This window comes from Streptomyces paludis (genome assembly GCF_003344965.1).
Taxonomy (GTDB): domain Bacteria; phylum Actinomycetota; class Actinomycetes; order Streptomycetales; family Streptomycetaceae; genus Streptomyces; species Streptomyces paludis.
On record NZ_CP031194.1, the window covers coordinates 7,320,759 to 7,334,420 of the forward strand.

General features: G+C 72.0%; 9 protein-coding genes. 5 read left to right on the forward strand and 4 right to left on the reverse strand.

From position 1 onward, the window contains the following. The first annotated feature begins 103 nt into the window (after nucleotides 1-103). The gene (locus DVK44_RS32240) at nucleotides 104-943 is read left to right on the forward strand and encodes an SDR family NAD(P)-dependent oxidoreductase (protein ID WP_114664152.1); all 840 of its coding nucleotides are present in this window, start codon (nucleotides 104-106) and stop codon (nucleotides 941-943) included. A 152-nt stretch (nucleotides 944-1,095) separates the two neighbouring features. Here DVK44_RS32240 and DVK44_RS32245 read toward each other — a convergent pair whose 3' ends face one another. Further along, complete coding sequence (locus tag DVK44_RS32245) at nucleotides 1,096-2,238, reverse strand: FAD-dependent oxidoreductase (protein ID WP_114664153.1); 1,143 nt, start codon at nucleotides 2,236-2,238, stop codon at nucleotides 1,096-1,098. Between the two features lie 257 nt (nucleotides 2,239-2,495). On the opposite strand from DVK44_RS32245, the gene DVK44_RS32250 reads away from it, so the two are divergent. The 4 genes from DVK44_RS32250 (at nucleotide 2,496) to DVK44_RS32265 (ending at nucleotide 6,540) form a co-directional block, all read left to right on the forward strand. Continuing rightward, entirely contained in the window at nucleotides 2,496-3,488 is a 993-nt protein-coding gene (locus DVK44_RS32250; RefSeq protein ID WP_114664154.1) for an AfsR/SARP family transcriptional regulator, read from the forward strand. A 71-nt stretch (nucleotides 3,489-3,559) separates the two neighbouring features. Then, nucleotides 3,560-3,979, forward strand: a complete 420-nt coding sequence (locus tag DVK44_RS32255; protein WP_114664155.1) for a type II toxin-antitoxin system RatA family toxin — start codon at nucleotides 3,560-3,562, stop codon at nucleotides 3,977-3,979. 11 nt (nucleotides 3,980-3,990) lie between these two features. Then, the gene (locus DVK44_RS32260) at nucleotides 3,991-5,277 is read left to right on the forward strand and encodes an aspartate aminotransferase family protein (RefSeq protein WP_228447462.1); all 1,287 of its coding nucleotides are present in this window, start codon (nucleotides 3,991-3,993) and stop codon (nucleotides 5,275-5,277) included. 51 nt (nucleotides 5,278-5,328) lie between these two features. Continuing rightward, nucleotides 5,329-6,540: a thioester reductase domain-containing protein gene (locus tag DVK44_RS32265; RefSeq protein ID WP_114664156.1), complete on the forward strand. Its 1,212-nt coding sequence runs from the start codon at nucleotides 5,329-5,331 to the stop codon at nucleotides 6,538-6,540. Between the two features lie 111 nt (nucleotides 6,541-6,651). Here the strand turns inward: DVK44_RS32265 and DVK44_RS32270 are convergent, their stop codons facing one another. The 3 genes from DVK44_RS32270 to DVK44_RS32280 all read right to left on the reverse strand — a co-directional run bounded on the left by DVK44_RS32270 (nucleotide 6,652) and on the right by DVK44_RS32280 (nucleotide 13,499). Then, entirely contained in the window at nucleotides 6,652-9,405 is a 2,754-nt protein-coding gene (locus tag DVK44_RS32270; RefSeq protein WP_114664157.1) for a LuxR family transcriptional regulator, read from the reverse strand. A 561-nt stretch (nucleotides 9,406-9,966) separates the two neighbouring features. Continuing rightward, nucleotides 9,967-11,703 carry an ABC transporter ATP-binding protein gene (locus DVK44_RS32275; protein ID WP_114664158.1) on the reverse strand — a complete coding sequence of 579 codons (1,737 nt, stop codon included), beginning with the start codon at nucleotides 11,701-11,703 and terminating at the stop codon, nucleotides 9,967-9,969. After that, the gene (locus DVK44_RS32280; protein WP_114664159.1) at nucleotides 11,703-13,499 is read right to left on the reverse strand and encodes an ABC transporter ATP-binding protein; all 1,797 of its coding nucleotides are present in this window, start codon (nucleotides 13,497-13,499) and stop codon (nucleotides 11,703-11,705) included. Before DVK44_RS32280 ends, DVK44_RS32275 begins: the two co-directional genes overlap by 1 nt. Nucleotides 13,500-13,662 lie beyond the last annotated feature (163 nt).

Consider the following 13,662-nt stretch of genomic DNA (forward strand, 5'->3'; position numbering starts at 1 on the left):
GCACGTGACGGACCGACCCGTCCGAGGTTCTTCGGCGACGCGTCGGCCACGCCCTGCACCACAGGCGCGCGAGGAGTCAGCCGTCATGCCGAAAGGGAACCCGATGAGCACTGCCCCGACCGTCCCGTCCACCGCACTGGTCACCGGTGCCTCCTCCGGACTCGGCACGGAGTTCGCCGCGCAGCTCGCCGCCCGCGGCCACGACCTGGTGCTGGTGGCCCGGTCCCGGGACCGGCTCGAAGAGATCGCCGGGGAGCTGACCCGGGCGCACGGCGTCAAGACCCATGTCGTGGTGAAGGACCTCGCGGAGCCGCACGCGGGCCGGGAGGTGGCGCGCGAGCTGGCCGAGCGCTCGCTCACGGTCGATCTGCTGGTGAACAACGCCGGGTTCGGCACCGTGGGCCGCTTCGAGGAGATCGTCGCCGACCGCGACCACGAGATGCTGATGGTGAACGTCGTCGCGCTCGTCGATCTCACCCACGCGCTGCTGCCGGGCATGCTGGAGCGCGGTACCGGCGCCGTCATCAACGTCGGTTCCACCGCGGGCTACCAGCCCAGCCCGTACCTCTCGGTCTACAGCGCCTCCAAGACGTTCGTCCTCAACTTCTCGCTCGCGCTGCGCCAGGAGTACCGGGGCCGGGGCATCCGGGTCACCGCGCTCTGCCCGGGGCCCGTGGAGACGAAGTTCTTCGAGGTGATCGGCACCCGCAACGCGGCCGTCGCGGGCAGCTTCACCACACCCGAGCCGGTCGTCCGCTCGGCGCTGACGGCCCTCGACCGCGACCGCGCGTATGTCACCCCCGGGCTGGGCAACGCGCTCGCGGCGCATCTGACGCCCCGCCGGCCGCGCACCCTGGTGGCCTGGGTCGGCGAGCGGATCTGCCGCAAGGCCCTGAAGCCGGATCCGGCGTCCGGCGCGGTCGTCCAGGGCGCGGCGCGCTGAGTACGGACGCCGAACGCCCCCGGCGGGCCGGGATCCGGCCGGGCGGGGGCGTTCGGGCGGACGGTCGTGTCCGGGCGGGCACGAGCGCCCGGACGGGTACGGGCGTTCTCGTGGGTACGGTCGTCCGCGTGGGTACGGGCGTCCGGGCGGTGTCAGGCGAAACGGTCCGGGTGGAGGAAGTCCAGCGGCGCCGGCGGCGTGATGCCCTGGACGAGGTCCGCCAGCGCCTCGCCGACGGCCGGCGCATAGCCGAAGCCGTGGGCGTTGTCGCCGCCCGCGACGATCAGGCGCGGGTCGTCGCCGGGCCGGCCGAGCAGGAACCGCCCGTCCGGCGTACGGGTCCGGCTGCCCACCGCCACCCGGGCCGGCAGCGGCCGGAGCCCCGGCACCTTCGCCGGCACCAGCCGGGACAGATCCGCCCAGTCGTCGGGGGCCACGGAGTGGTCGGTGTCCTCGGGATCCGTCGGCTTGGCCGCCACCGCGGTGTCGTCCAGACCGAGCAGGACATCGCGCCCGCCCTCGGCGCCACTGCCCCACAGCACCCGGCCGTCCTCCAACTCGCGCATGAAGAAGGGCAGATGCTCCAGGTCGAAGTCACCGTCCGGCTCGTACGGGCGGAACCAGGTGACCGGCATCCGGACGGTCTCCAGCGGGAGTTCCGGCAGCAGCGCCGGCAGCCACGCGCCCGCCGTCAGTACGGCCTGACGTACCTTCACCGACCGCTGGGGGGTGTGCAGATGGACCCCGCCGGGCACGGGTTCGACGGCCGTGACACGGGAGTCGGCGTGCACACGCGCGCCCGTCTCCTCGGCGAGGGCGACCGCCGTCCGTACGGCCCGCTCCGTCCGCAGGATCCTCGCGGACGGCTCCCACACACCGATGTGATGGGCGGGCACACCGGTGTGGCGCGGGAACCGGAACCGCAGGGCGGCCGCCGTGAACGTACGGACCGGGACCCCGTGCGCGCGGGCCGCGCGGAGGGTGCCGCCCGCCAGCGGTCCGTCGCCGGGGCCGATCAGCAGTGAGCCCGAGGCCACGAACGGACTCCGCCGCCCGCTGTCCTCCAGCTCCGGCCACAGCTCCAGCGCCCGGCGCGCCAGCGGCACCAGACCCGCGTGCCCCGGACCGGCGAGCCGGAGCACCCGGGAGCCGACATGCGGCGGGCCGAGCGTATGGCCCGGTGTGAACCGTTCGAACCCGACGACATCGACGCCCCGGGAGGCCAGTCGCCACAGGGCCGCGGCCCCCCACGCCCCGAGACCCACCACCGCGGTCTCGGCGTCCCAACGCGTCATACCACCCAACTCCCTGCCTCGTACCGGCTATCGGCCCCAGCGCACCACGGGCAGGCCCGCGCCCGCCTGAGTAACCGCTACTCACCTCGGCGCCGTTCGCGGTGCCGTACCCCCTGGTCCGGACCACGGGACGGCGCCGTTGTGACGGTTCGTGACGGGCATGTGGAGTACCTGAGTACTCATGTCCCCGGGCCGGTGCGTGTGATGCCCTTCGGTAGGCAGAGGGGCGCGGATCACAACGACCGGTGGAGGTTTCGATGCAGTTCCGGGTACTGGGGCCTCCTGGGATCTACGACGACGTCAGACGGCGCAGTGTGCGGCTGACCAGTCCCAAGCAGCGGGTGCTGCTGGGGGCCCTGCTGGTGCGTCCCGGGAGTCCGGTGCCGGCCGACGAGCTGATCCGTGAACTGTGGGGGAGCAACGCCCCCGACAAGGCGGCCAACGCGCTCCAGGCGCATGTCTCGCGGCTGCGCCAGCAGCTCATCGAGGTGGAGCCCGTACGGGCCAACACCCCGCGCCTGGTGGCGCGCGGCACCGGCTATGTGCTCCAGGCGCGTCCCGAGGAGCTGGACAGTGTGCGGTTCCGGTTCCTGGTGACCCGGGCCCGGCGCCTGCTGGAGTCCGACCCGCACACCGCGGCGCTGCTGCTGCGCGAGGCCCTCGGCCTGTGGCGCGGCGCGGCGCTGGACGGCGGCTCCCACGGCACGCTCTGCGCCGCCGCGGCGGCGCGGCTGGAGGGGGAGCGGCTGCTCGCCCTGGAGGATCTCGGCGACGCCTCGCTGGCGCTCGGGCAGCACCGGCAGATCGTGCGCCGGCTGGAGGAGCTGGTGGCCGCCCATCCGACCCGTGAGCGCTTCCGTGAGCAACTGGCCGTCGCGCTCCAGCACGGCGGCCGGCACGGCGAGGCCCGCGCGGTCCGCGACACGGCGTGGCGCCCCCGCGCGGGCGAGGCCACGGGGCCCGGCCGGCCCGGCAATGTCCGGGTGCTCCGGGAGCCCGGCAACACCCGTCAGGCGTCCGTGCAGGCGTCCGTGCCGGCGGCGGCCGACCCGGCGTCCCGGGCACGTACGGCCGAGCGGCCGGGCGACGCCGACCTCGTCGACGGGCCCGGCACCCACGGCCACGAACTCGCCCGGCTCCGCGGCAGGGTGGAGGAGCTGACGGCCCAGCAGCACGCCCTGAGGTCCGCGCTGGAGCGCCTCACGGCGCTGGTGGAGGGAGCGCCGGGGGCCCGCAGGGACTCCGCGTGACCGGTCCCGGCGCCCGCCGGGACCGCCGCCGCGGGCGGAGAGCCCGCGTCGTTTCGAGAGGACTGGAACACATGGCCGTCATGCACAGGACCATCACCGGCACCGCCACCCCGGAACAGGTGTGGAAGGTGCTGCTGGACAGCGAGGCGTTCCCCGCCTTCATGGAGGGCGTCAGCGAGGTCACGGTCATCGACCGGGACGGTGAACGCAGTGGCAGCAGCTGGGTCGTGGAGCTGAAGGGCTCGGAGATGGAGTGGGACCAGGAGGACGTGCTGGACCACGCCGGGCGCCGCTGGGAGTTCCGGCAGACCGAGGGCGACCTCGCCCAGTACGAGGGCCACTGGCAGGTCAGTGAGGACCCCGGGGGCGCCGCCCTGGAACTCAAGGTGGAGTTCGACGTCGGGCTTCCCATGATGGCCGAGATGATCCACCCGGCCGTCGCCAAGGCGCTGGAGAGATACCAGCAGGCAATTGTCGCGCAGAGTGCGTAGGAGACAGATCTGTGACCGAGTCGCGAACCATCACCGCGGAACCGCCCGCCGTCGACGCCGCCGGTGCTGTTGACGCCCGAGAGACCTTCCGGCGGGTCAAACGGCACTTCTCGCCCGCGCTTGCGGTGGCCGGCCGGTTCTCCGGCCAGGGGGCCGTGGAAGTGTCCGCCGAGGGCTGCCGGGTGGCCCTCTCGGACGGCCGGGACGTCCTGGACTTCGGCTCCTACGGGGTCGCCCTGCTCGGACACCGTAACCCGGAGATCGTCCGGGCCGTCCGTGCCCAGCTGGACATCATGCCCGCCTCCACCCGCTCCCTCCAGAGCGCGGTCGCGCCGCTGGCCGCCGAGCGCCTCGCCGCGTATGTCGGCGGCGGCCTGAACCGGGTCTACTTCGGCTCCGGCGGGGCCGACGCCGTCGAGGCGGCCCTGAAGCTGGCCCGGATGGCCTCCGGCCGGAACACCGTGGTCGCCGTCGAGGGCGCCTTCCACGGCAAGACCGTCGGCGCCCTCTCGCTGACCGACAACCCCCGCTTCAAGTCCGGTCTGGACCCCGCCTTCCAGGAGGGCGTGCTCCGGGTGAGCCCGGACGACCCCGAGGCCGTCGCGAAGGCCGTACGCGCCCACGACGTGGCGGCGGTCTTCTTCGAGCCGGTCCAGGCCGAGAACGGGGTGCGTGTGCTGGACGAGGCGGTGCTCGCGCGGTGGTGCCGGGACGCCCACGAGCACGGCGCGTTCGTCGTCGCCGACGAGATCCAGGTCGGCCTGAGGCGCTGCGGCGCCCGGTCCCTGGCCCTGGCGGCCGGGCTCGGGGTGGACGCCGTCCTGCTCGGCAAGCAGCTGGGCGGCGGTGTGCTGCCCCTCTCCGCCGCGGTCGGCAACGACCGGCTCTTCGCGCCCCTGCTGGCCGACCCGATGCTGCACACCGCCACCTTCAGCGGCCATCCCCTGAGCACCTCGGTGATCCCGTACGCGCTCGATGTCATCGAACGTCACGCCGAGAACGGCGGGCGGATCGCCGCCGCGATGGAACAGGGGCTGGCCACCGTACGCGAACTGTTCCCGGACGCCGTGGCGGAGATCCGCGGCCGCGGCCTGCTGTGGGGCGTCGATCTGGCCTCGCCCGCGATGGCCGGCGAGGTGCTGACGGGCCTCGCGCGGCGCTCCCTGGTCGTGTCGCCGTGCCTGAGCCGCCCCACCACGATCCGCCTCCTCCCTCCGATCGTCGCCACCGAGGACGACGTGAAAGAGGCGATGACCCTGCTCTCCGATGCGATTGCCGAGGCGGTCGCCGCCCCGTAGCGCATCGGCCCGCTCCCAAGAAATGTCACCGGGAAGGACCGTAGATAACTGATGGCTTCGACGATACCCACGGAAGTCGCCGAGGAGTTCGCCGCCGATGTCGTACTGGCCGACGACATCACCGGCTTTCCGGCCCCGGCCCCGGAGACGGTGTCCGACGTGTTCCTCACCGGTGCGACCGGTTTCCTCGGGGCGTTCCTGCTCAGGGACCTGCTGCGGGAAGGACTCGTCGTGCACTGCCTGGTGCGGGGCGCGGACGCCGGGGTGGCCCGGCAGCGGCTGACGGACAACCTCCGTACCTATGAACTGCTCGACGGTCTCGACGCTGTCGACCTGGACCGGGTCCATGTGTACACCGGTGATGTGACCAAGCCCCGGCTCGGGCTGCCGGAGGACGTGTACGCGGAACTGGCCGGCCGGGTCGGCGCGGTCTACCACTCCGCGGCGAAGGTCAACTTCCTCACGCTGTACAAGTGGCTGCGGAAATCGACGGTGGAGTCCACCCACGGGATCCTGCGGTTCGCCTGCGCCGCGCGGGCCGCGCTGCACCATGTCTCGACCACCGGTGTGTTCGAGCCGAGGAGGGACCTTCCCGCGCGGGGCGAACTCGACCCGACCGGGCCGGGGGAGGCGCTGTCGCTCGGGTACACCAGAAGCAAGTGGGTCGCCGAACAGCTGGTGCTGGAGGCGTCCCGCCGGGGGGTGCCGGTGACGGTGCACCGCCCCGGCCAGGTCTGGGGCGACTCACGGACCGGGGCCTGCCAGCCGAACGACTTCGTGTGGCGGTTCATCAAGGGCGCGATCCAGATCGGCCGGTATCCGCGCAGATTCCGGCTGGAGATGAACATGGTCCCGGTCGACTACGTCAGCGCGGTGATCGTCACGGCCTCCCGGCACCCGGAGGGGCTCGGCGGGATCTACCACCAGGTCAGCCCCGGGACGCTGAAGTCGGAGGAGATCCTGCGGCTGCTGCGCGGCGCCGGGTACGAGCTGGAGGAGGTCAGCATCCTCAAGTGGATGAAGGCCGTCGCGGCGGATGTCACCAACTCCATGGCCCCGTTGCTGAGCATTCTCGTGGAGTCGGAGAAGGTGGAGGTCGCGGAGTTCTCCGACGAGGTCACCCGGGGCCTGCTGGAGGGCTCCGGAGTGAGCTGCCCGGACATCGACGAGAAGGCGTTCGGCGGGTACATCGAGTACTTCGTGCGGCACGGCGTCCTGCCGGCCCCCGGCGCCGACGGGGCGTCCGGCGCCGACAAGGACTGACAGGGACTGACATCGGCTGACAACGGCTGACAACGGCGGCGGTGTCCCGCGAGGAATCTCCTCGCGGGACACCGCCGCCGCCCTACCCGGGTCCGCTCGGCGGGCCGCCGCTCAGGCGACCTGCTCCGAGCCGGGCGCGCCCACGAGCCGGAGCGGAGGTATTCGCTCCCGCTCCCGGGCGCGCCCGGTCAGCCGGTCCATGCTCTGCTTCAGGTCGTTGCGGGCCGTGATGCCGAGCTTGTGGTAGATGCGGTGCAGATGGTTCTCGACGGTACGCACCGAGACCACGAGCCGGTCCGCGATGTCCCGGTTGGACATCCCGGTCGAGGCGAGCGCGGCGACTTCCCGCTCCCTCGGGGTGAGCGAGGCGGAGGGCTTCTCCACCTGGCTGTCCCGCTCCACCCAGGCCGGCAGCGGGATACCGCACTCGCGCTGGAGATCCCGGCCGGCCGCCGCGGCCTCCCGGCTCTTGCGGTGCTGGCCGGCGGCCCGGAACGCGCGGGCCGCCTGCGCCGCCGCCTCGGTGGCCAGCGGCAGCGCGCCCATGTGCCCGAAGTGCCCGGAGACCTCCAGCAGCAGGGCGCCGTCGGCGTCGGAGAGGGCCTGGGCGTACTCCGCGTACAGCCGGATCATCCCGCCGGACGCACGGGCCGCGCGCAGCAGCGCGTGGTGGCGGAAGTGCACCGCCGCCCCGTCCGTGACCCGGGCCGCCAGCAGCAGCGCCGTGACCGCCCGTACCGTACGGCCGGCCCCGAACGCCCGCTCGGCCAGCTCCGTGGCCTGGACGCCCGCGCTGTAGTGGTCCCCGGTGTGGGCCAGGACGAGCGCGTTCTCGAACGCGATCTCGTCCTCGGCGATCGGCGATCTGGGCATCGCGCCGCGCAGCGAGCGGACCTCGACCAGGGCCCGCAGCGCCTCCGTGTGATCGCCGGACTCGGCCAGCGCGCCGGCGAGCTGGGCCAGCGGCCAGGCGTCGGTCACCGGGTACTCGTGGGACGTGTCCGAGGCGATCGCCCGGCGCAGCAGCCCGGCGGCCTCCTCGCAGCGCCCGCGCAGCCGCAGCAGCCGGCAGCGGTCGAGCAGGGGCTGGAGGAGTACGGGCCGGCCGTTGCCGGGCGCGTAGTGATGGGCGCCGTCCAGTTTCTCGGCGGCGCTCCTTAAACTCCCCAGCAGCGAGGAGCAGCGGGCGGAGACGGAGTCGGCCAGCAGTACGGCGTCGGCGTCCCAGTCGGGAGCGGAGTCCCGGTAGCGGCCGAGGAGTTCCAGGGCGCCCGCCGGGTCCCCCAGTTCGCAGCGGGCGAAGGCCACCGTGGGCACCAGCGCCTGGGCGACCGGACGGTCCGCGATCCGGTCGCGCAGCACCGTCTCCCCGATGGCGACCGCCTCGTGGAGCCGGTCGGACATCACCGCCATCACGGCCCGGGTGCCGTGGAGCACCCCGGCGTGGACCGGCGCCACCTCCGCGACCGTACGGGCCAGCAGGTCGCGGGCGTCCTCGACCCGGCGCAGGCTCCAGGCCATGTTGATCACCCGGGTGTGCACCGCCGCGATGCGCTCGGTCACCGGCACCCCCGCACCGGCGTCGAGCGCGGCGGACAGGACCGTCTCGGCCTCGGCCGCGCGGCCCCTGCCCACCAGGACCTCACCGAGCAGCAGGGCCGCCCGGCTCCGGTCCACGGCCTGCGCGGGAGTGTTTTCTATGCGCGTCACTAGACGTCGCAAAGCCGCGCCGTACTCCACGGAGTCCGGGACCGGACCCTCCAGCGGCGCGCTGTCCCGGTCGTCCGGGGCCTCCTGGAGGGCGAGCAGGCACATGCGCTCCGCCAGCGGGAGGTCCCGGCGGCGGATCGCGATGCGGGCGGCGGTGAGCAACTGCTCCCGGCCGGGCACGAGTCCGGCCTGAATGCGCAGGGAGACGACGCGCAGGACGTCCTCGTCCCGGCGGGTCCCGGTCCGCTCCAGGGCGTCCGCGATCTCGCGGCACAGCCGCTGCCTGGTGAGATCGGACATCCGGGCGGCCACCACCACCCGGCTGAGCGGCAGGGCCAGCCGCAGCCGGACGCGCGCCCCGCTGCGCTCCACACCGACGATGCCGCGCAGGTCGAGCGACTCGGCGGCCTTCGCCAGGCCCGCCGCGGCGGCGATCTCGGCCTCCAGCGGCTCGGCTATGGCGAGCATGTGGACGAGTTCGTTCTCGTGCGGGCTGAGGTCGCGGAGCCCGACGCGGATCACGTCCGAGAGCCGTTTGCCCAGCCGTGAGGTCAGCCCCGACCAGCGCCAGGCGCCGTCAACGCTGTGCAGCGAGCCGTCCTCCAGCGCGTTCTCGACGAGTTCGCGCAGCAGCAGCGCGTTGCCGTGCGTCGCCGCCCACAGACGTTCCAGCGTGGCGGTGTCGGTGTGGCCCCCCAGCCTGGCCCGCAGCACCAGGCTCATGGCGATGCTGTCGAAGGGCGCCACCTCGATGTGCTCCACGAGCCGTTCCAGCCACAGCTTGTCGATGCCGGCCGGGGCGGGCGCGTCCTGCGGCGCGGCGGCGAGCACACTGAGCCGTCCCACCGCGACGAGCCGGTGGAGCCGGATGCTCGACGCCGCGTCGACCAGGTGGGCGTCGTCGATGCCGACGAGGGGAGGGATGCCGGCGGAGCCGTCCGGGGCGGACGGACGGATCGTCTCCAGGCATTCGGCCAGGGTGCCGAAGCCCCGCGCGCGCGTGTCGCCGCTCCAGCCCGCACCGCCGACATGCAGGACCGTACGGCCCTCGGCGGCCGCCCGGCGCAGGGCGGTGGACAGCAGAAGGCTCTTGCCGACTCCCGCGGCGCCGACGAGCAGGGCGCCGCCCTGCCGCCGGACGGCGGCCCTGATCACTTGCAGCTCGGTATCCCGTGCCGTTATCGGCCAATCGTAGGTCTCACGCGTTTCCATCTGTTAGTGCCCCCGCACTCGAATATTTCGGCCATCTTGCGAAGAGTGTCCTGATTCGTTGTCCGCCGACCCTATTTTGATTGAAGGGTTGATTAACGGCGCTGGAGTTGCGGCCAACGATTCCGGCCCCCACCGGATAAAACGGAATCCCCCGTTTGGTAATGCCGTTCAGGACTCGATTGTTCGTCGGATATTGGCGAGTATAGAACGGCAGGTCGGTAGGCAATCTGAACTCCGTGCGACACGGAGGTGAGAAGTCGAAGTGCCTGCTCATGGGGGATGTGACAAGGGTTACCAATCGGTAATCGGCAACTTGGACCGGCAAATCCAACTGTTTCGCTGTACCGGTTCGTGGGTACATGGTCGGCGTGATTTATTCCATGGACCAAAGACGTTTGGCGGCTCCCTCGGTAAACCGAGGGAGCCGCCGGTGCGTTCATGTTGCTTCATGGTTGATCGTGGTTGAACAGTTCCTTTGTGACGCGCGCTTTAATTAACTTCCTGTCAAAAAACCTGTCCGGTCAGACTCCAGTCGCGGGCTCTGCTGCGTTCCGCCCAGAATGACGCGTACCGGCCGCCCGCGGCGATGAGTTCGTCATGCGAACCGTGCTCGGTGATCCGCCCCTCGTCCAGGAAAAGGATCTGGTCGGCGGCGGCCACGGTCTGGAGCCGGTGGGCGATGACAAGCAGCGTACGGCCCGCGGTCAGCGCGCTCAGCGCGTCCTGGACGGCCTGCTCGTTCTCCGGGTCGAGCGACGCCGTCGCCTCGTCGAGCAGCACGATCGGCGCGTTCTTCAGGATCGCCCGCGCGATCGACACCCGCTGCCGCTCGCCACCGGACAGCAGCGCGCCGCCCTCGCCCACCTGCGCGTCCCAGCCGTCGGACAGCCGGTGCACGATCTCCTCGACCCTGGCCAGCCGCGCGGCCTCGCGGACCTCGGCGTCGGTGGCCGTGGGACGCCCCACCCGGATGTTCTCCAGGATGGTGCCCTGGAAGAGGTAGACGTCCTGGAACACCACGGAGATACGGGACATGAGCACCTCGGGATCGATGTCCCGCACATCCACACCGCCCACGCGCACCACCCCGGAGTCCACGTCCCAGAAGCGCGGGACGAGCTTGCTCACCGTGGTCTTGCCCGAGCCCGACGGCCCGACGAGAGCCGTCATGGTCCCCTCGCCCAGGGTCAGGGACACCCCCGAGAGCACCGGCTTGCCGTCGTAACCGAAGCTCACGTCCTCGAACCGGACCGCGTTGCCGTCCGGCACCTTCGGGTCCTCGGACCGCGGAAGCGTCGGCTGCGCCAGCAGCTCCGCCACCCGGTCCAGCGCGGCACCGGCCGTGCGCAGGGTCGAGCCGAGCACCGCGGTCTCCGCGATCGGCTCGGTGAACCGTACCGCCAGCACCAGCAGCGCCAGCAGCTTGGCCACACCCAGACCGCCGTCCAGCGCCAGATAGGTGCCGGTGAGCAGGATCAGGGTGAAGGCGGCCTGGATCACCAGGACGAAGCCGACCAGACCCGGCACTCCGGTGACCAGCACCCGCCGGGACGCGTCGGTCTGCGTACGCAGCGCGTCGTCGAGGCGCGCGCCGGAGCGGACCGGACCCCGGCCGAACACCCGCAGCACCGGCTGGACCTGGGCGAACTCCACCACCCGGCCGCCGGTCTCGGCATGGGCGGCGGACCGGGCCACATCGGCCAGCCGGCTCAGCCCGGTGCTCCACCGGTAGACCAGGACGATCAGCGGCACGGTGAGCGTGGCCGCGAGCGCCAGCCGCCAGTCGAAGACGTACATCAGGGCGATCACCGTCACCGGTGTGACGAAACTGGTCACCAGGGGACGGAGCAGATGCGCCGGCACCCCCATGATGTCCATCACGCTCTTCGTGGCCAACTGGCCCAGCTGCCCCACCCGTTCCGGCGCGAACCAGCCCAGCGGCAGCGCGGCCACCCGGTCGCCGATACGGTGGTGCAGGCTCCGCGAGAGCGTCGCCCCCGCCTCGAACCCGATGAGCAGGCTCCAGTAGTACGCCGCGCCGTAGAGCACCGACACACCGAGCAGCGCCCACAGCCACGGCCAGACCTCGTCCGGGTCGGAGCCGAACAGCGCTTCCAGTACGGGCACCAGCAGGGCGAAGGCGATGCCCTGGAGCACCGCGCCCACCACCAGGGCGACGATCATCCGGCGTACCGGCCGGGCCTGTTCGGGGCCCACCACATCAATGAGTCGACGGATCATCAGCTGATTCCTCCCGCCGCGACGGCGCTCGACGGTGACACCACGGCCGCGTCGCCGTGCGGCTGCCACCGCGTTGTACGTTCATGGGCGTGCCACATCCGGGCGAACCGGCCGTCCGCGGCGACGAGTTCGGCGTGCCGGCCCCGCTCGACGATCCGGCCCCCGTCCAGCACGACGATCTGGTCGGCGTCGACCACGGTGGAGAGCCGGTGCGCGATCATCAGCACGATCTTGCTCCGGGTCAGCTCCGACAGGGCGTCCTGCACGGCCGCCTCGGAGTGCGGGTCCGCGTAGGCGGCGGCCTCGTCGAGCACCACCACCGGAGTGTCCGCCAGCAGGGCCCGCGCGATGGAGACCCGCTGCGCCTGGCCGCCGGAGAGCCGGGCGTCCTCGCCGATCACCGAGTCGTAACCGCGCGGCAGGGCCTGGATCACCTCGTCCACACAGGCGGCCCGGGCCGCGGCGCGCACCTCGTCCAGCGACGCGTCCGGCCGGGCCATCCGGATGTTGCCGGCGATGGTGTCACGGGTCAGCCGTACGTCCTGGAAGACGAACGCGACCCGGCTGTAGAGGTCTTCGAGCGACATCTCCCGGACATCGGTCCCGCCGATGCTGATCGAGCCGCCCGTCACATCCCAGAACCTCGGCAGCAGCGCGGCCAGTGTGCTCTTGCCGGAGCCGGACGGGCCCACCAGGGCGGTGACCGTGCCGGGCGCGAGTTCCAGGTCCACCCCGGTGACGGCCGGCTGGTCGCCGTCGTAGGAGAAGCTCACGTCGCGGTAGCTGACCCGGTTGTCGGCCGGGGTGCTCGGGGCGTCCGGCACGGGAAGCTCCTCGGCGTCGAGGATGCCGGTGACCCGCTCGGCCGCGGTCCGCGCGATGCGCAGCTCGTAACTCGCGTAGAACAGCGAGAGGATGGGCGAGGTCAGACCGATGCCGAGCAGGGCGAACGGCAGCAGGTCCACGGCGCCGAGCCAGCCCCGGGTCACGAACAGCGCGCCCCCGGTGAGCGTGGTCAGCAGCACCGCGACCGGCGACAGGACGATCTCGGCGGCGGTCTTGGAGTACTGGGTCGCCCGCACCCAGCCCAGGAAGAAGGTGGCGAAGTCATCGGCCGCCTCGGCGAACTCGCGGTGCGCGCGGCGGGCCTGGCCGAAGGTCTTGACCACGGCGATGCCCTGCACGAACTCCACGGCGCTGCCGTTGATCCGGCCCATGGCCCGGTCGTACTGGGGCAGGTTCTTGGACATCCCGGCCATCGTCGCGCTGTACAGCGTCAGGCCGATGAGCAGGGGAGCGATCACCACCAGTGTCATCCGCCAGTCGACCCAGAACAGATAGGCCAGGGAGGTGGCGGGTACGACGATCGCCGTGGTGATGTCGAGCATCGAGTGGGCGATCAGATGGTGCATCGCGTCGACGTCGTCCTGTACGGCCTGCTTCACCAGACCGGAGTTACGGGACGAGAACCAGCCCAGCGGCACCCGGCCGAGACGGTCGACGAGCGAGCGCCGGATGTGGAACTGCAGGGCGTTGTCGGCGAGATGGGAGATCCCGCCCGCCACGAGCATGACGATCAGCCGGACCAGCAGAGCGCCGGCGGCGATCCCGGCGAGGGTCCAGGCGTCGCTCGTGCGGTCGGGGCCGTCGTCGAGCAGCACCCGCCCCAGCTCGGCGATGGCGATGAACGGGACCACGCCCGCGGCCGCGGCGACGGCCTGGGCGGCGATGGCCCAGCGCAGCCTTCCCCCGATCGGGCTCAGGATCGTGCCGAGTGCGGTCTTTCCCGCGGCCATGAGGGCCTCCAAGCACTTCATTGGACGGTTGTTAGACGGTGTCTAACGAGAGGACTGTACCTGTTCGGTCTTGCGCGTCAAGTCGCACCGGACCGGGACGTGTGAAAACAAGGTGAACTGTCGGCGGTGCCGAAGTACCGCTGCCTGCCGGACACTTCGGCAC